This window comes from Anaeromyxobacter sp. (genome assembly GCA_016718565.1).
Classification (GTDB): Bacteria; Myxococcota; Myxococcia; order Myxococcales; family Anaeromyxobacteraceae; genus JADKCZ01.
In genome coordinates this window covers 441,892-462,103 of the sequence record JADKCZ010000018.1, presented here as the reverse complement: position 1 = coordinate 462,103, position 20,212 = coordinate 441,892, and the positions used below count along the sequence as shown (strand labels likewise).

Here is a 20,212-nt window from a genome sequence, read left to right as displayed (position 1 = left end):
GTGGCGGTCCGGTCCTGGTCCGCGCTCCGGCCTGGCGAGCCTACGCTGTCGAGCGAGGAGTGAAGCCTGGCGCCACCGGGCGTGAGCCAGGCAGCAGTTGCGCCGCGGCCCGCCCGAGACGACACTGCCCGCCATGGACGCCGACGAATTCCGTCGCCTGGGTCACGAGCTGATCGACTGGATCGCCGCCTACCGGGAGCGCCAGGAGGGGCTGCCGGTGATGAGCCGGGTGGAGCCGGGCCAGGTCCGCGCCCGCTTCCCCGGCGAGGCGCCGCGCCAGGGCGGGCGGGCCGCCGAGGCGCTGGCCGCGCTGGACCGCGACCTGCTGCCGGGCATCACCCACTGGACCCACCCGTCCTTCTTCGCCTACTTCCCGTCCAACTCCAGCTACGCCTCCATCCTCGGCGACCTGGCCTGCGCCGGCCTGGGCGCGCAGGGCATGAGCTGGCAGACCAGCCCCGCCTGCACCGAGCTGGAGCAGGTGGTGATGGAGTGGCTGCGCCAGCTGGTCGGGCTGCCGGAGACCTTCACCGGCGTGGTGCAGGACACCGCCTCGTCGGCCACCCTGGTGGCCCTGCTGTGCGCCCGCGAGCGGGCCACCGGCTTCTCTCGCGACCGCGGCGGGCTGCAGGCCGAGGCCGCGCCGCTCACCGTCTACGCCTCCGACCAGGCCCACGCCTCGGTGGACAAGGCGGCCATGCTGGCCGGGTTCGGGCGCGACAACCTGCGCTCCCTCGGCACCGACCAGGACCACGCCCTCCGGCTCGATCTGCTGGAGGCCGCCGTCCTGGCCGATCGGGCGGCCGGGCGGCGCCCCTGCGCGGTGGTGGTCACGGTGGGGACCACCGGCACCACCGCGGTGGACCCGGTGGCCGGGGTGGCCGAGCTGGCGCGTCGCCACGGGCTCTGGCTGCACGTGGACGCGGCGCTGGCCGGCACCGCCATGGCGCTGCCGGAGTGCCGCCCGCTCTGGGCCGGGGTGGAGGCGGCCGACTCGCTGGTCTGGAACCCGCACAAGTGGCTGGGCATCGGCTTCGACTTCTCCGCCTCCTACGTGCGCGATCCGGAGCTGCTGATCCGGGTCATGAGCACCGCCCCGTCCTATCTGCGCACCGCGCAGGACGGCCGGGTGGCCAACTTCCGCGACTGGGGCATCCCGCTGGGGAGGCGCTTCCGCGCCCTCAAGGCCTACTTCCACCTGATGGACGAGGGGGTGGAGGCGCTGCAGGCCCGGCTGCGGCGCGACCTCGGGCTGGCGCGCTGGCTGGCCGCCGCGGTGGACGCCACGCCCGGGTGGGAGCGGCTGGCGCCGGTCCCGTTCCAGACGGTGACGCTGCGCCACGCGCCGCCCGGCCTCGACGAGGCGGCGCTCACGGCCCACAACCTGGCCATCGCCGCGGCCATCAACGCCGGCGGCGCGGCCTACCTCACGCCCAGCCTGCTCAAGGGCCGGCAGACGCTGCGGGTCAGCTGCGGCTCGGCCGCCACCACCCAGCGCCACGTCGAGGCCCTGTGGGCGGCGCTGCAGGCCGCGGCCGGGTAAGGATCCCGCCCCGTGCGCCCCCTCGCCCTGGCCCTGGCCGTCTGGCTCGCCGCGCCCGCGGCCCTGGCGGCGCCGCTGCCTTCGGACCGCCTCCGGCTCCTGCCGCCGGCCCACATGGGCGGGTTCACCCTCCGCTCGCTCTGGGAGCAGCGCTACGCCACCTCGGTGGGCGGGCGGCCGGCCGGGGAGGTGTGGCGCGTCGAGGCCCGCTACGACTTCGCCGCCGAGGCGCCGCCGCTGGACCGCCGGGGACGCCCGCTGCCCGACCCGGCGATGCCCGGCTGTCCGGTCCGCCACGACCACGGGCTGCTGGTGGCGCTGACGGCCAGCTGGGGCGGCGACGAGCCCAGGGCCTGCGGCGGAGGCCGGCGCGGCGGCGAGGCGGTGCCGATGGGCGCCGGGTGCGCCACGCTGCGCCACAACCTGGGGGACAAGGCCGAGACCGAGGGGCCCTGGGCCCTGGAGTGGCGCGAGGCCGGGGTGGACTTCACGCTGCGGCTCGGGCCCGGCGCCGAGGCGCTGCCCGACGCGCCGGCGCGCCTGCTGGCGGCCGGGGCGGCGGCGCGCGCCTGGGCCAGCGCCTTCGCCGGCGGCGCGCTCCCGGACCTGCCGCGCCTGGCGGTGCAGCGGGCGGTGGCGGAGGCGGCGCTGGCGGCCGGGCGCGCCGAGGTGGGCGCGCCGCCGGCCTGCCAGTCGCGCTGACGGGGCTACTGCGGCTTGAACTCGGGGGGCGCCGCGGCGCCCGGCCCGAAGAAGAACTGCTCGGCCTGCTGGAAGAGGATCTGCTGCGTGCGCGGGTCCGCCGGGGAGAGGCGGTACTCGTTCATGATCATCTTGAAGTGCTCGAGCCAGAGCTTCCAGGCGTCCTGCGAGATCGACTCGTAGATGCGGGCGCCCAGCTCGTTGGGGAAGGGCTTGAAGCCCAGGCCCGGCAGCTCCTTGCCGAGCTTCTTGCACATCACCATGCGCGCCATCGCACCTGCCTCGCGTCGAAGGGAAGAGGCGGCAGGATAGTCCAACCGGGCCCGCGATGCACGCGGACCCGGCCGGAGCGCCGGCCCCGGGGCGCTACCCCAGCAGCGAGACCGCCGAGACGCCCAGCGCCTTGGCCAGGATCTCCAGCGTGTCCAGGGGCGGGGTGCGCTGTCCGCGCTCCAGCATCGAGATGTACGAGACCGAGAGCCCGGCCTTGTGGGCCAGCGCCTCCTGCGACAGCTTCTTGCGCAAGCGCTCGGTCCTGAGGTTGTCGGTGAACTTCTCGGCGAGGCCAGCCATGGTGACTCCTGGTGAACGGGGGGCGGGAGTGGGCGCGCCGGCATGCCAGCCGACGACGTACGCACGCCTTGGAAATATCACTCCCGGGCCTGGAACGCATGGGCCGAGAGGGAGGCACCACAAGAAGGTCAGCCTGTCGACCACGGTGAGTCACGTTTGACTCTGGGTGACGCCTGGCCCACTCGGGGCGGACGGGCCGGAAGGGTGCGGCGCGGCGGCGCGGGGCGAGGGCCCGCGCCGCGCCCCGGCGCGCGCCCGCGGCCTCCTGCCACGGGCCGGGGCGCGCGGCCCGCCCTGGAGGGGGGCTAGGGCTCGGCGTCCGGAGCGCGCAGCAGGATCACGTCCACCGGCGCGCCGCGCGCCAGGCGCCTGCGGCCGGCGGGCAGCACCGCCAGCCCGCCCACCCCGGCGGCCGAGGTCAGGTTGCCGGAGGCCTGGGTGCGCAGCGGCTGCAGCACCAGCTCTCGGCCGACGCGGACGGCGCGGACCCGCAGGTAGACGGTCAGCTCGAGCGGCTTCTCCTGGGGCTCGGCCAGGCGGCCGCGCACCACCACCCGGTCGGCGAGCGGCAGCCCCGCCAGCCGGCGCAGCGCCGGCCGGGCGAAGAGCTCGAAGGTCACCAGCGCCGCGGCCGGGTTCCCGGGCAGGCCGAAGACCAGGGTGCGGCCCAGGCGCCCGAAGGCCAGCGGCTTGCCCGGCCGCATGGCCACGCGCCAGAAGTCGAGGCGGGCGCCGGCCTCCGCCAGCGCCTGCCGGGTCAGGTCGCGGTCGCCGACCGAGACGCCACCGGTGGTGACCAGCAGGTCGGCGCCGCGGGCCCGTCGCACGGCGGCGCGCAGGGCGCGGGGGTCGTCGCCCACCGCAGGCAGCGCCTCCGGCAGCCCCCCGGCCAGCGCCACCGCCGCCGCCAGGGCGTGGCCGTTCGACTCGAAGAGTTGCCCCGGCCCGGGCCGGCCGCCCAGCGCCACCACCTCGTCGCCGGTCGGCAGGATCACCACCCGGGGGCGCCGGCGCACCAGCAGGCTGGCGTGGCCCAGGGCGGCGGCCAGGCCGATGGCGCCTGGGTCCAGCACCGCACCCCCGGGCAGGGCCAGCCCACCACGGGCCACGTCGTCGCCGGCCGGCCGGACGAAGCGCCCGGCCAGAGCGGCCCGGCCGAAGGTGGCGCCGCCGCCGTCTCGGGCCGCCGCCACCTGCTCCTGCATCTCCACGGCGTCGGCGCCGCGCGGCAGGGGGGCGCCGGTGAAGATGCGGCAGCAGGCGCCGGGCGGCAGGGCCAGCCGGGAGGGGTGGCCCGCAGCCACCTCGAAGGCCACCGGGAGCCTGGCGCCCGGGCCGGGCGCGTCGCAGGCGCGCAGGGCGTAGCCGTCCATGGTGGCGGCAGGGAAGGGAGGCAGGGCGCGGGTGGCGAGCAGCGGCCGGGCCAGGGCCCGGCCGGCCGCCTCGGCCAGGGGCACCCGCTCGGCGGGCAGCGGTGCCACCTCGGCGGCGCTCGCCAGGATGCGGGCCAGGGCCTCGGCGGGGGTCAGCACCCGCCGGTCATACCACCGGGCCAGGGCCCGGGGCAGCCGGGCGGCGGTGGCGCCGCGGCGTGGCTGGGCGGTCCGCCGAGCGTGTAAGCTGCCGATCCATGAGCCGCTCCTCCGCCGGCCCGCGCCGCCTCGCTCAGCGCGGCGATCCCTGCCCCCGCCCGGGGGAGCGGTCCGGGCGGGTGGTTGCGTTCGAGGCCCGGATGCCGTACACGCTCCGCACGGCTGCCCGCTCCGGGCGGCTCCGCACCTTCCCCTCCGGCGAGACCCTGGTGGCCGAGTACGACGGCCCGGGCGAGCTCAGGCTCCAGTCCCGCACCCTGCAGGCGCTCGCCGGCGCCCACGTCCCGCCCCACCCTCGGCAGCACCAGGGCGGCGGCGGCCACCACCTCTAGGAACCCATCCGCTTGCACAACGAACCCACCCGGCGTGAGCGCCGCCGCGACGCGCTCCTGGCTGCACTCACCGCCTTCGCCGGCAAGCCCGCCGGCCTCGAGCAGCTCCTCGCCAAGGCCGGCCTGCACGCCGGCGAGCAGACCGAGGCCAAGCGCGTCCTGCGCGAGCTGGTCGAGGACGGCCAGGCCGCGCGCGACGGCAAGCGCTGGAGCCTGGTCGGCGCCGTCCCCCCGCCCCGCCCCGGCGCCGGCCTGCCCGCCGCCGCCGCTCCCGGGCGCGCCGGCCGGACCGGCGGCAAGGGCATCGTGGGCACCCTGACCCGCCACCGCGACGGCTTCGGCTTCGTGGCCCGCCTCGACCGCGACGGCGAGGACGTCTTCCTCCCGCCCGGCGAGGCCACCCGGGCCCTCGACGGCGACCTGGTCCGCGTGGAGGAGGTTCCCGGGCGCGGGGGCCGCATGGCCGGCCGCCTGCTCGAGGTGGTGGAGCGGCGGCGGCGCCTGCTCATCGGCACCTACCACGCCCGCGGCCGCACCAGCTTCGTGGTGCCCGCCGACCTGGCCCTGGGCGGGCAGGTGCCGGTGCCCGAGAGCGGCGCGGCGCGCGACGGCGACGTGGTCAAGGTGGCCCTGGCCCCCGGCACCGGCGACCTGGCCGGAGAGGTGGTGGAGTCCATCGGCCGCCCGGGCGAGCCGCGGGTCGAGGTCCTCTCGGTGGCCTACGCCAAGGGCTTCGCCGACGTCTTCCCCGACGCGACGCTGGCCGAGGCGGCGCGGGTGCCGGACCACGTCACCCCGGCCGACCGGGCCGGGCGGCGCGACCTGACCACCCTGCCGCTGGTCACCATCGACGGCGAGGACGCCCGCGACTTCGACGACGCGGTCTTCGTGGAGCGCCTGCCGCGCGGCAAGGGCGGCGCGGCCTGGCGGCTGGTGGTGGCCATCGCCGACGTGACCCACTACGTCCGGCCCGGCTCGGCGCTGGACACCGAGGCGCTGCGGCGCGGCACCAGCGCCTACTTCCCCATGCAGGTGCTGCCCATGCTGCCGGAGCGGCTCTCCAACGGGATCTGCTCGCTCAACCCGGACGTGGAGCGGCTCTGCCTGGTGGCCGACATGACCATCGACGCCCGGGGCGAGCCCAAGGGCGCCGAGGTCTACCGCGCGGTGATGCGCAGCGCGGCCCGCTGCACCTACACCGAGGTGGCCCGGGTGCTGGACGGCGAGGTGGTGCCGGGCCGCGAGCCCTTCCGCGCCCAGTTCGAGCTGATGGGCGAGCTGCAGGCCGAGCTGACCGCCATGCGGCGCCGCCGCGGCGCCATCGACTTCGACCTGCCCGAGGCCAAGATCATCCTGGACGGCGACGGGCTGGTGGCCGGCATCGAGAAGCGGCCGCGCAACCGCGCCCACCGCGTCGTCGAGGAGTTCATGCTGGCCGCCAACGAGGCGGTGGCCCGCTGGTTCGGCGACCGCGATCTGCCCACCATCTACCGGGTGCACGGCGTCCCCGACGAGCAGAAGCTGCAGCTCTTCCTGGACCTGGCGGCCTCCCACGGCTTCCCGGTGCCGGAGCTGCCGGTGGATCCCCGCGCGCTCGACGCCTTGCTGACGCGCCTCAAGGGCCACCCGCAGCAGCGGGCCCTCAACCAGCTCCTGCTGCGCTCCATGATGCAGGCCCTCTACTCGGCCGAGAACCAGGGCCACTTCGGGCTGGCCGCGTCGCACTACCTGCACTTCACCTCGCCCATCCGCCGCTACCCGGACCTGATGGTCCACCGGCTGCTGGAGGAGGAGTGGGCCCGCCGCGAGGGCCGGCCCCCGGCGCGCCCGTCCTCCCGCGGCCTGGAGGAGGTGGCGGCCCGCTGCTCGGAGCGCGAGCGGGCGTCCATGGAGGCCGAGCGCGAGATCGCCAGCTACTACGCGGCCCTCTTCATGAAGGACAAGATCGGCCAGCGCTACCCGGGCACGGTGGCGGCGGTGGCCGAGCCGGGGCTCTTCGTGGAGCTGGGGCCCTTCTTCGTGGAGGGCATGGTGCGGGCCGAGGACCTGCCCGGCGAGTTCGAGCTCGACCCGGTGCACCACGCCATGGTGGACCGGCGCACCGGGCGCGCCTTCCGGGTGGGCGACGTGGTGGAGGTGGAGGTGGCCAACGCCTCGCCGGCCCGCCGGCGCGTCGAGCTGCTGCTCACCTCGGCGGCCCCGGAGGCGCCGGAGGGGTTCGTGGAGGACCTGGATCGCCCGCCCCGCCCCGCCGGTCGCGGCGGCGCGCGGCCCGGCACCGGCGGGCGCGGCGGCGAGCGCGGCGCAGGCGGCCCGGGGCCGGGCCGCAGCCTCAAGGACGCGGTCCGCGCAGCGCGCGGAGGGTCCGCAGGGTCAGGTGGAGGAAAGTCGTCGGCCCAGGGAGGCCGGAAGGCGAAGGGGGCTCGCCCCGGGGCGCCGTCCGGCTCGAGCCGTCCGAAGCCAGGGCGAGGGTCTCGCCCCGGCCGGCGAGGGCGCTGAAGAAGGGCCCCCAGCCGCAGCGGGTCCCCGGCTCCCCGTGCTCCAGCAGCGCCGGGGTGCCGTCCAGCAGCGCCGGGGAGCGGTGGTGTCGTCCGGCGTGGTGGATGACCTCGCCGCGATCGAGCGTGGCTGGCATGGCGTGCCTCCTCCCCCGGAGCGTGCGCCAGGCGGCGGCGCAGGGCAACCGGCCGGGTGGGGCGAGCGGGCCGGGCCCGTCCGCAGCCAGGCCCCGGTCGGTCGCCGGCCGCGCGCGACGGCCGGCGGACCCTCAGCGCCCGCCCGGTGAGGGCGCCAGCCTGGGCGCCTCGGCGCCGAGCGGCACCCGCTCGATGAGGCACCGCTCGGCCGTGCAGACGCTGAAGGCCACCGTGCCCGAGAGCCGCGCCGGCGGAGCGCCCGGGGTGAACGGCAGCGCCAGCGCCACCTGGCAGGTCTCGGCGGGCCGGCCGGGGCAGGGGCGCCGGGTCTCTGCGGCCAGCGCCACCCGCTCGGCCGCGAAGGCCACGGTGGCGCCGCCGTCCGGGCGGAAGGAGGCCGGGTACTCCAGGTTGACGTGGTGGCCGGCCCGGGCCACCAGGTGGACGCGGGCGACCGTGGGAACCCCGGCCAGCAGGGAGGCCGGCAGCTCGAGCGCCACCGTCCAGGCCTCGGCCTCGGCGCGAGCCGGGTGGGAAGCGGCTGCGGGACCGGGCTCCGCGGCGCCGGCGGGGCTGGCGAACCAGCCCGCCGCGAGGGCGGCGGCCAGGCAGGCAGGGGGCCAGCGCCCGGTGGAGGGGTGACGCTTCACCGGGCGTACTTGACGCCGCAGCCGTAGGCCTTGGTCGTCGGAACCCGGACCGGGCGGCCGGACCGGAGGTCGTCCACCGCCGCCGCCGCGTACTCCACCAGCGCGCCGCCCTCCGGCGCGCCGCGCTCGCCGTCGGGCGAGTTGTCCACCGCGCCGCGGTAGGCCAGCCGGCCGGCCGCGTCGATCACGAACAGGTGCGGCGTGTTGGTGGCGCCGTAGGCGCGGCCCACCTCGCCGGACTCGTCGAGGAGCACCGGGTGGGGGAGCTTCCAGGCCGCCTTGGCGGCCCGGTTGACCTCCGCCCCGGCGCCCTGCTTGCCGGGCGCGCCGGAGTTGACGGCCAGCCAGACCACGCCCTGCGTGGCCGCGCGGGCGGCCGCGTCCACCAGCGAGCCCTTGGTGTGGGCGGCCACCACGTAGGGGCAGCCGGGGTTGAACCACTCCAGGACCACCACCTTGCCCTTCAGGTCGGCGAGCCGCACCGGCCGACCGTCGAGGTCGGGGAGGGTGAAGTCCGGGGCGGGCTGGCCCAGCTCGGCGGCGAGGGAGGTGAGGGGGGCGAGGGCCAGGGCGAGGGTGAGGGCGGCGGCGCTGGGGGTCATGCGAGCCTCCTAACGGCGACCGCACCGGCCCGCCACCGTGGAACTGGAACGAGCTCCTGTCGGGGTCGGGGTCGCGGTCGCGGTCGGGTTGGTCTGCTCCCCCTCTCCCCCACAGCGTGGGGGAGAGGGCCGGGGTGAGGGGGCCGGGGTGAGGGGGCCGCCCGGGGTCGGGTTCGCGTGCGCCTCGCCGCTCGCCTCGCCGCTCCCGCCGCTCGGCTCGGCTCCCGCACCATTCGTCACCTGGGCTGCTGCGTCCGGGGCGCGAACGCGGTAGGAACGCCGCATGACCCTCTCCCAGGCCGCGTTCCTGACCGCCGCGTCGGTCGGCGCCGGCGTCATCAACGCCATCGCGGGTGGGGGCACGCTCCTCACCTTCCCGGCCCTGCTGTCGGTGCTGCCGGCGGGGCCGGCGGCCGCGGTGACCGCCAACGCCACCAACACCCTGGCCCTGTGGGCCGGCCAGCTCTCCGGGGCCTTCGCCTACCGCAAGCACCTCCGGGAGGAGCGGGCCCGGGCCATCTCGCTGGCCGTGCCGTCGGCCATCGGCGGTCTCCTGGGCTCGGCCCTGGTGCTGGCCCTGCCGGAGAAGGTCTTCGCGGCCGTGGTGCCGTGGCTGATCGTCTTCGCCTGCGTGCTGCTGGCGGTGCAGGGGCCGCTGAAGCGCTGGCTGGCCAAGGTGCCAGGGGCCGACCACCCGGCCGCGCTCTGGGTGGTGCAGCTGCTCATCTCCATCTACGGCGGCTACTTCGGCGCGGGCATGGGTATCCTCATGCTGGCGGCCATGAGCGTGCTGCTGCCGTCCAGCGGCCAGCACGCCAACGCCCTCAAGGTGCTGCTCTCGTTCCTGGCCAACGGCGCCGCCGCGCTGCTGTTCCTGGCCATGGGGGCCGCCGACCTGCGCCTGGCGCTGCTGCTGGCGGTCGGGTCCACCCTGGGCGGCTGGGGCGGGGCGCACCTGGCCCAGCGCATGCCGCCGGCCGCCATGCGCGGCGTGGCCATCGCGGTCGGCCTCTACGCGGCCGGCCGGATGCTGCTGATGGCCTGAGCCGGGGCTGGTCCGGCCGCGCCGCTGGCCCGGCCCGGCCGCGCGCGGCCCAGGTCAGCTACCGCCCGGCCACCTCGGCGAAGTAGATGAGCGCCTCGAGGGCGTTGGTGGTGGTGATGAGCCCCACCAGCGCGCCGCCGCCGTCCACCACGATCACGCCGTTCAGCTTGCGGTCGTGCAGCAGCTTGGCCGCCTCGGCGATGGGGGTGGAGGGGCTCACCGTGTACGGCTTGGGGTTCATGGCCGCCTTGACCGGGGTCTTGGCGAGCAGGAAGTGCACCTCCCACTGGTCCATCGAGGTGACCTTGGTCGGCACGTAGCCGAACAGCATCTTCTCGGTGACCAGGCCGGCGATGGCCGAGCCCTTCATGACCGGCAGGCGCCGGATGTTCCGCTCCTTCAGCAGGTGGATGGCCTCGATGATGGAGGCGTCCTCCTGGATGGTGATGGGGTTCTTCGTCATCCAGTCGCCGACGGTCAGCTTCTTCTCGCTCATGGCTAGATCCCCAGGAAGGCCTTCTTGACGTGGGCGTTGTCGAGCAGCTCGGCGCCGGTGCCGGTCAGCACCACCCGGCCGGTCTCGAGCACGTACGCCCGGTGGCTGATGCGCAGGGACTGGAAGACGTTCTGCTCCACCAGCAGGATGGTGGTCCCCTGCGCGTTGATCTGCTTGATGATCTCGAAGATGTTCTTCACGAAGAGGGGTGAGAGCCCCAGGCTGGGCTCGTCCAGCAGCAGCAGCTTGGGGTTGGTCATCAGGCCGCGCCCGATGGCCAGCATCTGCTGCTCGCCGCCGGACATGGTGCCGCCCAGCTGCTTCTTGCGCTCCGCCAGGCGCGGGAACAGGCCGAAGACCCGCTCCATGTTCTTGGCGCGGTCCTTGCGCGTGGCGGGCAGGTAGCTGCCCATGCGCAGGTTCTCCACCACCGTCATCTCCGGGAAGATGCGGCGGGCCTCCGGCACCTGCACCAGGCCGCGCTCCACCACCTCGTGCGACTGCAGCTTCGACAGGTCCTCGCCCTGGAAGGTGAGGGAGCCGGAGCCGGGCTTCACCAGGCGGGAGCAGTTGCGCAGGATGGTCGACTTGCCGGCGCCGTTGGCGCCCACCACGGTGACGATCTCGCCCTGCTTCACCGCGAGGTCGACGCCCCACAGCACCTTGAGGTCGCCGTAGGCGAACCCCAGCTCCTTGATCTCAAGCATCGACGGCCTCCCCCAGGTAGGCGGTGACGACGTCCTTGTTCTCCGCCACCTCGCGCGGTCCGCCCTCGGCCAGCTTCTCGCCCGAGTTGAGCACCACGATCCGGTCCGACAGCCGCATGATGGCCTTCATGTCGTGCTCGATGACCACCTGGGTCAGCCCGAGCTTCTTGAGCTCCAGGATGAGCAGGATGATCTCCTCCGACTCGGCCGGGTTGAGGCCGCCCATGACCTCGTCGAGCAGCAGCAGCTCCGGCTTGGTGGCCAGCACCCGCGCCACCTCCAGCTTCTTGCGCTCGCCGATGGGCAGGCCGCCGGCCAGGAAGCCCGACTTGTGGTCGAGCCGGACCACCTTGAGCTGCTCGTGGGCCACCTCGCGCGCCACCTTGAGGGAGTGGGTGCGGCACAGGGCGCCCACCATGACGTTGTCGAGCACCGACAGCTTGGCCAGCGGGCGCACCTTCTGCCAGGTGCGGGCCATGCCCAGGCGGCACACCTCGTCGGGCTGCAGGCCGTTCATGACCACGCCCTTGAACCGCACCTCGCCCTTGGAGGGTGGGTAGTAGCCGGTGATGCAGTTGAAGAGGGTGGTCTTCCCGGCGCCGTTGGGGCCGATGAGCCCCATGATGGTGCCGAGCTGGACGTCGAAGGAGACGTCCGAGTTGGCGGCCAGGCCGCCGAAGAACTTGGAGACGTGGCTGATCTCGAGGATGGCTGACATGGCGGCTCCCTAGGACGCGGCCTTCGGCGCGGGCGCGGCGTCGGGCGGCGCGCCGCGCCGCTTGAGGCGGGCCATGGCGTTGCGCAGCAGGCCGAGCAGGCCGTCCGGCGCGAAGAGGATCACCACCACCACCAGCACGCCGTAGAAGAGCACGTGGGCGTTGGAGAGCCGCGCCTCGATGAAGGCGATGGTGGTGGAGTCGGAGGCCGCCAGGCCGGCCTGCACCAGCCACTTGGGGTTGCGCAGGGTCTCGGAGAGCAGCACCAGCACGATCGAGCCCACCACCGGCCCGAGGATGGTGCCGATGCCGCCGATGATGCAGATCAGCACCATCTGCACCGAGACGTCGATGCCCAGCACGATGGTGGGGTCGATGAAGCGCACGTAGAGGGCGAAGAGGCCGCCGGCCCAGGCGGTGAAGGCCGCCGAGATGCCCAGGGCCAGGTTCTTGTGCAGGGTCAGGTTGATGCCCAGGCTGTGGGCGGCGTCCTGATCCTCGCGGATGGCCTGGAAGTAGTAGCCCAGCTTGGTGTGCTGCACGAACCAGTTGACGCTGATGACGATCACCGCCAGCGCCAGCGAGGCGTAGAAGAAGGGCTGCTTCCCCACGAAGTTGATGGTGAAGAAGGGCGTCTCCAGCGGCGGGATGCCGTTGAGCAGGATGCCCTCGGCGCCGCGGGTGAAGTCCTTGAAGTGCAGGGCGGCCAGCCGCATGATCTCGGCCACCGCGATGGAGGCCAGCACGAAGTACGGGCCGCGCAGGCGGAAGGTGATGCTGCCGATGACCGCCGCCAGCAGCACGGCGTTGATGATGGCCAGGCCGATGCCGTACCAGGGGGCGATCTGGTGCAGCTCCAGCAGCATCATGGTGGTGTAGGCGCCGATGCCGAAGTAGGCGGCGTGGCCCACCGAGTACTGGCCGGTGTAGCCGCCGATGACGTTCCAGGCGGCCCCCTGCGAGATGGCCAGGAAGACCATGATCCACATGTGCAGGATGAGCGGCTTGCGGGTCACCTGCGGCACCAGCGCCACCAGGATGATGACCGCCAGGTAGGTCAGGAAGGCCGGCATGGAGAACCCGCGAGGCGGGCGCAGCGAGCGGAGCAGGGACATGGCGGCTCCCATCAGGTCTTCGACTTGCCGAGCAGGCCGGCCGGTCGGAAGAGGAGGATGAGCAGGAAGAGGACGTAGACCACCAGCTCCTTGAGGCCGCTGGCCACGTAGACCGCCGACACCGACTCGGTCACGCCGATCAGGACGCCGCCCAGGGTGGCGCCCACGATGCTGCCCATGCCGCCCAGCACCACCACCACGAAGGCCTTGAGGGTGAAGGGGCCGCCCACCTGCGGGAAGATGTAGTAGGTGGGCGCCAGCAGCGCGCCGGCGATGCCGGCCAGGGCGGTGCCGAGGCCGAAGGCCAGCACCGACATGCGCTTCACGTTGATGCCCATGAGCTGGGCGGCGTCACGGTCCTGGGCGGTGGCGCGGATGGCCTGCCCGGTGTCGGTCTTGGCCAGGAACCAGAAGAGGGCGGCGGTGATGCCGGCCGTCACCAGGAACGAGTAGAGCAGCGGCAGCGAGATGGAGAGGCTGGAGGTGTCCGCGGCCGCCGTGACCACGCCCATGGCGTCCACCGTGGGGGCGGTCTCGAAGAGCTTCACCGAGGAGGAGGAGTAGCTGGTGGTGAGGATGCGGTAGTCGGAGGTGAAGATCAGCATCATGGCGTTGCTCATGATGAGCCCCAGCCCGATGGTGAGGAGGATCTGGTTCTGCGGCAGGGCCCCCAGCACCCGGTTGATGAAGACCTTCTGCAGGAAGGCGCCCCACAGGAAGAGGATGGGCGCGCTGATGACCAGCGAGAGGTAGGGGTCGATGCCGAAGGCCGTGAAGATCAGCCAGGTCAGGTACATGCCCATCATGAGCAGGTCGCCGTGCGCGAAGTTGATGACGCGCATGACGCCGAAGATCATGGTGAGGCCGACGCCGATGAGCGCGTAGACGCCGCCCACCAGGACACCCGACAGGATCGATTGCAGGAGCAGCATCGAAGGTCACCTCTCGCCGATGGAGCGGACGGCCTGCGGGGCCGGGCCGGGCGGGGAGGGGCCGTGGCCGGCCGCCCCTCCGCCGCGCGGGGTGCCGGCTACTTCCAGCCCGGGAACGGGTAGACGGCCTTGTTCCCCTTGGACAGGTTGGCCGGGTAGACCGTCAGCGACTTGCCGCCCTGGTACTGGGTGACCGGCATGACGACCTTGTTCTGGTTGTTGAAGCCGTCGAAGTCCTGGAAGTCGACGGTGCCCATGATGTTGCTCCAGGTGCCGCCCTGCAGCGCGTCGCGGGTCTTGACCCGGTCGCCGCCGGCCTTCACGGCCGCCTCGCCCGCCACCATCATGGCGGTGTAGGCGCAGGCCGCGTGGTAGGTGGGCCGCTTGCCGAACTTGGCCTCGTAGCGCTTGGCGAACTCCTCGGAGGCCTTGCTGGAGTCGGGGGTCCACTGCGTCACCGAGAAGACGTTGGTGGAGATCTCCGCCTCCTTCTCGAACTGGGCCGTGTCGAAGCCGGCGCCGCCGCCCAGGAAGGCCTGCGGCTTGAGGCCGACCTCGCGCGACTGCCGCATGAGCAGGATGGCGTCGGCCACGTAGGAGACCATGAAGACCAGGTCCGGGTTGGCGGCCTTCACCTTGGTGAGGGTGGAGCGGTAGTCGGGCGAGCCGGCCTGGTACCCCTCGTCGGCCACCACGGTGAGCCCCTTCTTGGCGGCGTACTCCTTGCCGACCTTGGAGAGCGAGGAGCCGAAGTCGGTGGACTCGTAGATGAAGGCCACCGTCTTGGGCTTGCCGAAGGAGAGGGCGGCGTCGATGAGCGACTGGGCGTAGACGTGGCCCGGCGCGTTGAGGCGGAAGACCCACTTGTAGCCCTGGCGGGTGATGTCCTCCTTGGAGGCGGCCGGGATCACCTGGGGGATGGCGTACTGCTCGGACTGCTTGGCGACGGCGGCGGCGCAGGCCGAGGTGTACGGGCCGACCACCACCGAGACCTCGTCGCCGGTGGCCAGCTGCTCGATGGCGCTGATGGCCTTGTCGGGCTTGCCGGTGTCGTCCTGCTTGATGACCTGGACGTCGGCGCCCTTCTTCTTCAGGTCCTCGACCGCCAGCTCCATGCCGTTGGTCAGGTTCTCGCCGATGGGCGCCTGCGGGCCGGTGATGGTGTTGATGAAGCCGATCTTGACGGGAGCGGCGGCGACGGCGGCGGGCAGGGCCAGCGCGACGGCGCCGGCCAGGGCCAGGATGCGGGACGCGAGCTTCGACATGTGGGGACCTCCGGGCACGGGGGGTTCGAGGCGGTGCAGTCTGCACCCGCCCGCGCAATCACTTCCATTGTGGAGATCCGCAATGGGTGCCCCGGACGGGGCGAGGGCCCATCAGGGTGCGGGCGGGCTGGTGCCGGTGGCCTGGTAGATGGCCCGGATCAGGTCCGGCCCCAGCCGCTGCTCCATGGCCTGGTGGACCGGCAGGAGGGCCCGCACGAAGGCCTGCCGCTCGGCGCCGCTGGGCACGAAGACGACCGTGGTGCCGGTCCGCCGGACCCGCTCCAGGTCCTCCTCGTCCCGCTGGTGGGCCAGCCGGTTGGCGTGCTCGGTGGCCTCGTCCAGCGCCTGCTCCAGCGCCCGCCTGAGGTCGGCCGGCAGGGCGTCCCAGAAGCGCCGGTTGGTGATGACCGCGTAGCCCAGGTAGCCGTGGCGCGTCAGGGAGAGGTGCTTCTGCACCCGGTACATGCCCTGCGTCCAGAAGTTGGCGATGGGGTTCTCGGCCCCGTCCACCACGCCGGCCTCCAGCGCCCGGTAGACCTCGGGGAAGGGGAGCACCTGGGGCAGCGCCCCCAGGGCCCGCATCTGGGCGTCGAGGACGCCGGAGGCCTGGATGCGGATGCGCAGCCCGCGGAAGTCCTCGGGCCGGTGCAGCGGACGGTTGGCGGAGAAGGACTTGAAGCCCGAGTCCCAGAAGCCCAGCCCCAGCAGCCCCTTCGGCTGGAGCCGCCTGAGCAGCATCTGCCCCACCGCCCCGCCGGTCACCTTGCGCAGCGCCGCCTCGTCCTCGAACAGGAACGGCAGGTCGAAGACCTCGAACTCGCGCACGCCGATGGGGCCGAACTTGGAGAGGGAGGGGGCCAGCAGCTCGACGGCGCCCAGCTGCAGGGCCTGGATCTCCTCCTGGTCCTTGTAGAGCGTGCCGTTGGGGAAGACCCGCACCTGGACCCGACCCCGGGTGAGCTCGGCGGCGCGCCGGGCGAAGAGCTCGGCCGCCTGGCCCTTGGGCGTGTCCACCGCCACCACGTGGCTGAAGCGGATGACGATGGGCGGCGCGGCCGCGCCGGGGGCGGGGAGCGCGGCGAGGGCGAGGGCGGCGAGCAGGGGGCGTGCCGGGTGGGCCATGCGGGGCCGGAGTGTACGGCAAGGGCGGTGTCGCGGTCGCGGTCGCGGTCGGGGTCGCGGTCGCGGTCGGTCGGGGTCGGGGTCGGGGTCGGGGTCGGTCGCGGTCGGGGTCGGGGTCGGGGTCGGGGTCGGGGTCGCGGTCGGGTTGCGCCCTCCCTCCCCGGGCGGCAGGATGGCGCCTCGCCGTCCGGCCTCCTCCGATGCGCCCCCTCTCCACCTCCCCCCAGGGCGACCTGCCCGAGCGCGCCCGGCCCCACTGGCTCTGGTACGCGCCGCGCGTCTCCATCGCCCTCTTCGTCGTGGCCTTCCTCGGCCTGCTCTGGGTGAAGCACCGGCAGGAGGCCGAGGAGGCCCGCGACGCGCTCATCCGGGACATCCTCTGGGTCGAGCAGTCCATCCGCTTCAGCCTGGACCGGGAGGTGGAGCAGCTGCAGGCGCTCGACCGGGGGCTGGGCGGCCGCGCGCTCGACCAGGCGGCCCTGGACCTGCTGGTCTCGCACCTCCTGCCGTCCACGCCGGGGCTCACCCAGGTGGTGGTGCTGGACGAGCAGGGGCGGGTGGTGGCGGGGGCGCCCCAGTCCGTCGAGGTCGGGCGCCCCTGGGTCTTCGAGGGGGCCGAGCGCGACGCCCGCGAGACCGCCTACCGGCTCGCCCTGGGCACCGGCAAGGCGGCCTGGGGCCCGCCCTTCGACGCCGGCGACCTGCACCGCTTCGAGGTCTACGTGCCCCGCTCGCGCGGCGGCGTCCGCGCCGGCGCGGTGGTGGGGGTGCACGCCATCGACGGCATCCTGGCCGGGCTGGTCCCCTGGTGGCTGGCCGAGAAGCACCGGGTCACGGTCCGCGACGCCAGCGGCGCCATCGTGGCGGCCAAGTCGAACGTGGAGGCCGGCGGCCCGGAGGAGCGGACCCACCAGGTGCCGCTGGAGCCGCCCGGCCAGGGGCTGGTGCTGCACCTGGCCTCCTACCCCACCGAGACCCAGGTGCTGCCCAGCCTCATCACCGCGGCGCTGGTCGGGCTGGCCGGGGCCATGCTGTGGAACCTGTGGGCGCTGCGCCGCCACATCCAGCGCCGCCTGGCCACCGAGCAGGCGCTGCGCGCCGAGCACGGCTTCCGCAAGGCCATGGAGGACTCGCTGCACACCGGCATGCGGGCGGTGGACCTGACCGGCCGGGTGGTCTACGTGAACCCGGCCTTCTGCCGCATGGTGGGCTACCAGGCCGGCGAGCTCATCGGCGAGGGCGGCGCCACGCGCCCCTACTGGCCCCCCGAGGAGCAGGCCCGCATCGTGGAGGCCCTGGAGGCCGCCCGCGCCGGCGGGGCCTCGCCCACCGGCATCGAGCTCAGGCTGATGCGGCGCGACGGCGAGCGCTTCGACGCCCTGCTCTACGAGGCCCCGCTCATCGACGCCGACGGCCGCCAGACCGGCTGGATGGGCTCGGTGCTGGACATCACCGAGCGCAAGCAGGCCCGTGAGCGGACCCGCCAGCAGGAGGAGAAGCTGGCGGCCACCGCCCGCCTCATCACCATGGGCGAGATGGCCTCGGCGCTGGCCCACGAGCTCAACCAGCCGCTGGCGGCCATCGCCGGCTACACCGCCGGCAGCCTCAACCTGCTGCGGGCCGGCGGCCCGGCCAGCGCCGGCGTCGAGGAGGCGCTCCGGAAGACCGCCCAGCAGGCGCAGCGGGCCGGCCAGATCATCCGGCGGGTCCACGAGTTCGTGCGCCAGCGCGAGCCGACCCGCACCGCGGTGCGCATCAACTCCACCGTGGAGGAGGCCCTGGGCTTCGCCGAGGCCGAGGCCCGCACCCGCCAGGTGCGCATCGCCGTGCGCCTGGCCGACGACGACCCGGTGCTGCAGGCCGACCCGGTGCTGCTGCAGCAGGTGCTGCTCAACCTGCTGCGCAACGGCATGGACGCCATGGCCGCCACGCCGCCGGCCGAGCGGCGCCTGGAGGTGACGGTGGCGCGCGCCGAGGCGTCGGTCACGGTGGTGGTGGCCGACCGCGGCTGCGGCCTGACCCCGCAGGTGCGCGACCAGATGTTCCAGCCCTTCTTCACCACCAAGGCCGGCGGCATGGGCATGGGGCTGCACATCTGCCGCTCCATCATGGAGACCCACGGCGGCCGGGTGTGGGCCGAGGCCAACCCGGCCGGCGGCGCGGTGGTGGCCTTCTCGCTCCCGGTGGAGCCGGCGTGAGCGCCGAGGGGCCTGGCCCGGCGGTGGTCCACGTGGTGGACGACGACGGCGCCATCCGCGACGCCCTGGCCTGGCTGCTGGGGACGCGCGGCCTGGCCAGCCGGACCTGGGCCTCGGCCGAGGCCTTCCTGGCGGGGCACGACCCGGCGGCGCCGGGCTGCCTGGTGCTCGACATCCGCATGGAGGGCATGAGCGGCATCGAGCTCTTCGACGCCCTGCGCGCCGTCGGGTCGACGCTGCCGGTCATCTTCCTGACCGGCCACGGCGACGTGCCGCTGGCGGTGGCGGCGCTCAAGAAGGGGGCCTTCGACTTCGTGGAGAAGCCCTCCAACGACAACCAGCTGGTGGACCTGGTCATCGAGGCCCTGCGGCGCGACCTGGCGGGGCGCAGCGAGAAGGCGGCCGAGGCCGGCATCGCCGCCCGCCTGGAGTCGCTCACCTCGCGCGAGCGCGAGGTCATGGCCGAGGTGCTGGCCGGCCTGCCCAACAAGGCCATCGCCGACTCGCTGGGGCTGGCGGTGCGCACCGTGGAGGTCCACCGGGCCCGCCTCTTCGAGAAGATGGGCGTCCGCTCGGCGGTGGAGCTGTCGCGGGTGCTCTCGCAGGTGGGGCGGTAGCCGCGTCGACTGGGCCGGGTCGCGCCGTCGCGGGCGGGGCCAGGGCGGCGCCCCACCACGAGGAAGGGCGCCCGCGGTCTCCCGCGAGCGCCCCTCGATGCTGCGGCCTGCCGTGCCGGCGGGCTAGAAGGTCAGCTGCGACGACAGGGCGATCTGCATCGCGTCCTGCTTCACGTCGTCGAAGTACTTGGTGGTGGTCTGGCAGACCTCGAGGCCCACCTTCCAGTACTTGCCGGCGTTCAGGATCACGCCGCCCTCGACCTGGCTGTTCTCCTTGCGGACCGTGGCGGCCGTGGTGGCGGCCAGGTTGTCGAGCTTGGTGGAGCCGACGCCCACGGTCACCCAGATCTTGTCGAGGGGCTTGAGGACGGCCTGCGCCCAGTAGCCGCTCGACTCGACCTTCTCGTAGGTGCCGGCGGTGGCGCCGGCGCGCACGCCGGAGGCGGCGATGCCGTTGTAGGTCTCGTCGGCGCCCGAGGAGTCGAACCACTCGCCGCGGAGGTTGAGGTAGGGCACGTTGACGTCGAGGTCGACGCCCATGATCGTGGCGGTCACGTCGACCACGTCCGGGGCGGTGGCGCCGTTGTAGCGCCGCTTGTTGGTGTGGTAGCCGACGCCCAGGGTGCCGCTGATGCCGCCGTCGAGCTTGGCGCCGAGGGCCGCGCGGGCCTCGATGTCAGGCTGGCGGGAGCGGATGCCGGCGCCGTTGGTGACGGTGGTGGTGCCGCCCACGCCCGCGTCGGCGTCCGCCGGGGAGAGCATGGCGGCCGCGACGCTCACGTTGGCCGCGCCGAAGCTGTTGGAGTAGGTGGCGCGGATCTGCGGGCTGCGGCGCCAGGCGTTGCCGGCCTGCCAGAAGATGGGGTCCGCCACCCAGGCCACGGAGGTGGCGAAGAGCGGGTTCACCAGGCCGTAGTCCTGGCCGGCCAGCAGGGCCCAGGTGCCGTAGCCGGTCTTGAAGGTGGCCACCGCCGAGGCCAGGCGGAGCCGCATGATGCCGGCGTTGAAGCCGTTCGAGTTGGTGGCGAAGTGGCCGCCCTTGAAGTCGAACTCGATGGTGCCGGTGAGGGCCGCGCCGGTCCAGTTGTCGTCGTTCATCGCCAGCTTGACGCCGAAGCGCGACTGGCGGGCGCTCATGAGGAAGCTGCCGCCGTTCTGCGCCAGCGCCGCCGAGGCCGGGTAGTCGTTGGCGGCTGAAGGTGTTGGCGTTCCAGAACGAGTTCAGCAGGATGAAGCCGTACGGGGTCACCGTGGGCTTGGGAGGCTCAGCCGGCTTCGCAGCCTCCTGAGCGAGCGTCGCGTGGGAGAGCGACAGGGCGAAGACAGCCACGAGGAGCGTTCTCAAAGCCTTCATTCGTTTCCTCCGGAG

At 74.0% G+C, this 20,212-nt stretch carries 19 protein-coding genes and 1 pseudogene; 7 read left to right on the top strand and 13 right to left on the bottom strand.

Annotation, left to right across the window (positions count from 1 at the left end; genetic code table 11):
• Positions 1-133: 133 nt before the first annotated feature.
• Positions 134-1,543: an aspartate aminotransferase family protein gene (locus tag IPO09_21130; GenBank protein MBK9519779.1), complete on the top strand. Its 1,410-nt coding sequence runs from the start codon at positions 134-136 to the stop codon at positions 1,541-1,543.
• Between the two features lie 12 nt (positions 1,544-1,555).
• The gene (locus tag IPO09_21125) at positions 1,556-2,245 is read left to right on the top strand and encodes a hypothetical protein (GenBank protein ID MBK9519778.1); all 690 of its coding nucleotides are present in this window, start codon (positions 1,556-1,558) and stop codon (positions 2,243-2,245) included.
• Positions 2,246-2,250: 5 nt separating this feature from the next.
• Here the strand turns inward: IPO09_21125 and IPO09_21120 are convergent, their stop codons facing one another.
• From IPO09_21120 to IPO09_21110, 3 genes are all read right to left on the bottom strand, one after another.
• Positions 2,251-2,517, bottom strand: a complete 267-nt coding sequence (locus tag IPO09_21120; GenBank protein MBK9519777.1) for an oxidative damage protection protein — start codon at positions 2,515-2,517, stop codon at positions 2,251-2,253.
• Between the two features lie 94 nt (positions 2,518-2,611).
• On the bottom strand, positions 2,612-2,818 hold the full coding sequence (locus tag IPO09_21115) for a helix-turn-helix transcriptional regulator (GenBank protein MBK9519776.1): 207 nt from the start codon (positions 2,816-2,818) through the stop codon (positions 2,612-2,614).
• 305 nt (positions 2,819-3,123) lie between these two features.
• Entirely contained in the window at positions 3,124-4,350 is a 1,227-nt protein-coding gene (locus tag IPO09_21110; protein ID MBK9519775.1) for a molybdopterin molybdotransferase MoeA, read from the bottom strand.
• A 98-nt stretch (positions 4,351-4,448) separates the two neighbouring features.
• Here IPO09_21110 and IPO09_21105 point away from each other — a divergent pair, with 98 nt between their 5' ends.
• Both IPO09_21105 and rnr read left to right on the top strand, forming a co-directional pair.
• A complete protein-coding gene (locus IPO09_21105) occupies positions 4,449-4,742 on the top strand; it encodes a hypothetical protein (protein ID MBK9519774.1) in 294 nt (97 codons plus the stop codon).
• Between the two features lie 12 nt (positions 4,743-4,754).
• Entirely contained in the window at positions 4,755-7,241 is a 2,487-nt protein-coding gene (rnr, locus tag IPO09_21100; protein MBK9519773.1) for a ribonuclease R, read from the top strand.
• A gap of 268 nt (positions 7,242-7,509) precedes the next feature.
• Here rnr and IPO09_21095 read toward each other — a convergent pair whose 3' ends face one another.
• Together IPO09_21095 and IPO09_21090 are read right to left on the bottom strand one after the other, a co-directional pair.
• Positions 7,510-8,028: a hypothetical protein gene (locus IPO09_21095; protein ID MBK9519772.1), complete on the bottom strand. Its 519-nt coding sequence runs from the start codon at positions 8,026-8,028 to the stop codon at positions 7,510-7,512.
• On the bottom strand, positions 8,025-8,630 hold the full coding sequence (locus IPO09_21090; protein ID MBK9519771.1) for a thioredoxin family protein: 606 nt from the start codon (positions 8,628-8,630) through the stop codon (positions 8,025-8,027). The genes IPO09_21095 and IPO09_21090 overlap by 4 nt, the downstream gene beginning before the upstream one ends.
• Positions 8,631-8,913: 283 nt before the next feature.
• Between IPO09_21090 and IPO09_21085 the strand changes: the two genes are divergently transcribed.
• Entirely contained in the window at positions 8,914-9,675 is a 762-nt protein-coding gene (locus tag IPO09_21085; GenBank protein ID MBK9519770.1) for a sulfite exporter TauE/SafE family protein, read from the top strand.
• 58 nt (positions 9,676-9,733) lie between these two features.
• Here the strand turns inward: IPO09_21085 and IPO09_21080 are convergent, their stop codons facing one another.
• The 7 genes from IPO09_21080 to IPO09_21050 form a co-directional block, all read right to left on the bottom strand.
• Positions 9,734-10,171: a CBS domain-containing protein gene (locus IPO09_21080; GenBank protein ID MBK9519769.1), complete on the bottom strand. Its 438-nt coding sequence runs from the start codon at positions 10,169-10,171 to the stop codon at positions 9,734-9,736.
• A gap of 2 nt (positions 10,172-10,173) precedes the next feature.
• A complete protein-coding gene (locus tag IPO09_21075; protein ID MBK9519768.1) occupies positions 10,174-10,878 on the bottom strand; it encodes an ABC transporter ATP-binding protein in 705 nt (234 codons plus the stop codon).
• On the bottom strand, positions 10,871-11,596 hold the full coding sequence (locus tag IPO09_21070; GenBank protein MBK9519767.1) for an ABC transporter ATP-binding protein: 726 nt from the start codon (positions 11,594-11,596) through the stop codon (positions 10,871-10,873). The genes IPO09_21075 and IPO09_21070 overlap by 8 nt, the downstream gene beginning before the upstream one ends.
• A 9-nt stretch (positions 11,597-11,605) precedes the next feature.
• Positions 11,606-12,709 carry a branched-chain amino acid ABC transporter permease gene (locus IPO09_21065; GenBank protein ID MBK9519766.1) on the bottom strand — a complete coding sequence of 368 codons (1,104 nt, stop codon included), beginning with the start codon at positions 12,707-12,709 and terminating at the stop codon, positions 11,606-11,608.
• Positions 12,710-12,720: 11 nt separating this feature from the next.
• Positions 12,721-13,641 (bottom strand): branched-chain amino acid ABC transporter permease, encoded by a 921-nt coding sequence (locus tag IPO09_21060; protein ID MBK9519765.1) that lies wholly within the window; start codon positions 13,639-13,641, stop codon positions 12,721-12,723.
• A gap of 98 nt (positions 13,642-13,739) precedes the next feature.
• The gene (locus IPO09_21055) at positions 13,740-14,906 is read right to left on the bottom strand and encodes an ABC transporter substrate-binding protein (protein ID MBK9519764.1); all 1,167 of its coding nucleotides are present in this window, start codon (positions 14,904-14,906) and stop codon (positions 13,740-13,742) included.
• 111 nt (positions 14,907-15,017) lie between these two features.
• A complete protein-coding gene (locus IPO09_21050; GenBank protein MBK9519763.1) occupies positions 15,018-16,028 on the bottom strand; it encodes a TRAP transporter substrate-binding protein in 1,011 nt (336 codons plus the stop codon).
• 200 nt (positions 16,029-16,228) lie between these two features.
• Between IPO09_21050 and IPO09_21045 the strand changes: the two genes are divergently transcribed.
• Both IPO09_21045 and IPO09_21040 read left to right on the top strand, forming a co-directional pair.
• Positions 16,229-18,226 (top strand): PAS domain S-box protein, encoded by a 1,998-nt coding sequence (locus IPO09_21045; GenBank protein ID MBK9519762.1) that lies wholly within the window; start codon positions 16,229-16,231, stop codon positions 18,224-18,226.
• A gap of 23 nt (positions 18,227-18,249) precedes the next feature.
• Positions 18,250-18,843 carry a response regulator transcription factor gene (locus tag IPO09_21040; GenBank protein ID MBK9519761.1) on the top strand — a complete coding sequence of 198 codons (594 nt, stop codon included), beginning with the start codon at positions 18,250-18,252 and terminating at the stop codon, positions 18,841-18,843.
• Between the two features lie 123 nt (positions 18,844-18,966).
• On the opposite strand, the pseudogene IPO09_21035 reads toward IPO09_21040, so the two are convergent.
• A pseudogene (locus IPO09_21035) lies at positions 18,967-20,197 on the bottom strand (hypothetical protein).
• Positions 20,198-20,212 lie beyond the last annotated feature (15 nt).

What these genes read in the sequence shown, in the direction of transcription:
- IPO09_21130 (MBK9519779.1), top strand. Translation starts at nt 134, where the DNA reads ATGGACGCCGACGAATTCCGTCGCCTGGGTCACGAGCTGATCGACTGG.
- IPO09_21120 (MBK9519777.1), bottom strand. Translation starts at nt 2,517, where the DNA reads ATGGCGCGCATGGTGATGTGCAAGAAGCTCGGCAAGGAGCTGCCGGGC.
- IPO09_21115 (MBK9519776.1), bottom strand. Translation starts at nt 2,818, where the DNA reads ATGGCTGGCCTCGCCGAGAAGTTCACCGACAACCTCAGGACCGAGCGC.
- IPO09_21105 (MBK9519774.1), top strand. Translation starts at nt 4,449, where the DNA reads ATGAGCCGCTCCTCCGCCGGCCCGCGCCGCCTCGCTCAGCGCGGCGAT.
- IPO09_21090 (MBK9519771.1), bottom strand. Translation starts at nt 8,630, where the DNA reads ATGACCCCCAGCGCCGCCGCCCTCACCCTCGCCCTGGCCCTCGCCCCC.
- IPO09_21085 (MBK9519770.1), top strand. Translation starts at nt 8,914, where the DNA reads ATGACCCTCTCCCAGGCCGCGTTCCTGACCGCCGCGTCGGTCGGCGCC.
- IPO09_21080 (MBK9519769.1), bottom strand. Translation starts at nt 10,171, where the DNA reads ATGAGCGAGAAGAAGCTGACCGTCGGCGACTGGATGACGAAGAACCCC.
- IPO09_21075 (MBK9519768.1), bottom strand. Translation starts at nt 10,878, where the DNA reads ATGCTTGAGATCAAGGAGCTGGGGTTCGCCTACGGCGACCTCAAGGTG.
- IPO09_21070 (MBK9519767.1), bottom strand. Translation starts at nt 11,596, where the DNA reads ATGTCAGCCATCCTCGAGATCAGCCACGTCTCCAAGTTCTTCGGCGGC.
- IPO09_21065 (MBK9519766.1), bottom strand. Translation starts at nt 12,709, where the DNA reads ATGTCCCTGCTCCGCTCGCTGCGCCCGCCTCGCGGGTTCTCCATGCCG.
- IPO09_21060 (MBK9519765.1), bottom strand. Translation starts at nt 13,641, where the DNA reads ATGCTGCTCCTGCAATCGATCCTGTCGGGTGTCCTGGTGGGCGGCGTC.
- IPO09_21055 (MBK9519764.1), bottom strand. Translation starts at nt 14,906, where the DNA reads ATGTCGAAGCTCGCGTCCCGCATCCTGGCCCTGGCCGGCGCCGTCGCG.
- IPO09_21050 (MBK9519763.1), bottom strand. Translation starts at nt 16,028, where the DNA reads ATGGCCCACCCGGCACGCCCCCTGCTCGCCGCCCTCGCCCTCGCCGCG.
- IPO09_21045 (MBK9519762.1), top strand. Translation starts at nt 16,229, where the DNA reads ATGCGCCCCCTCTCCACCTCCCCCCAGGGCGACCTGCCCGAGCGCGCC.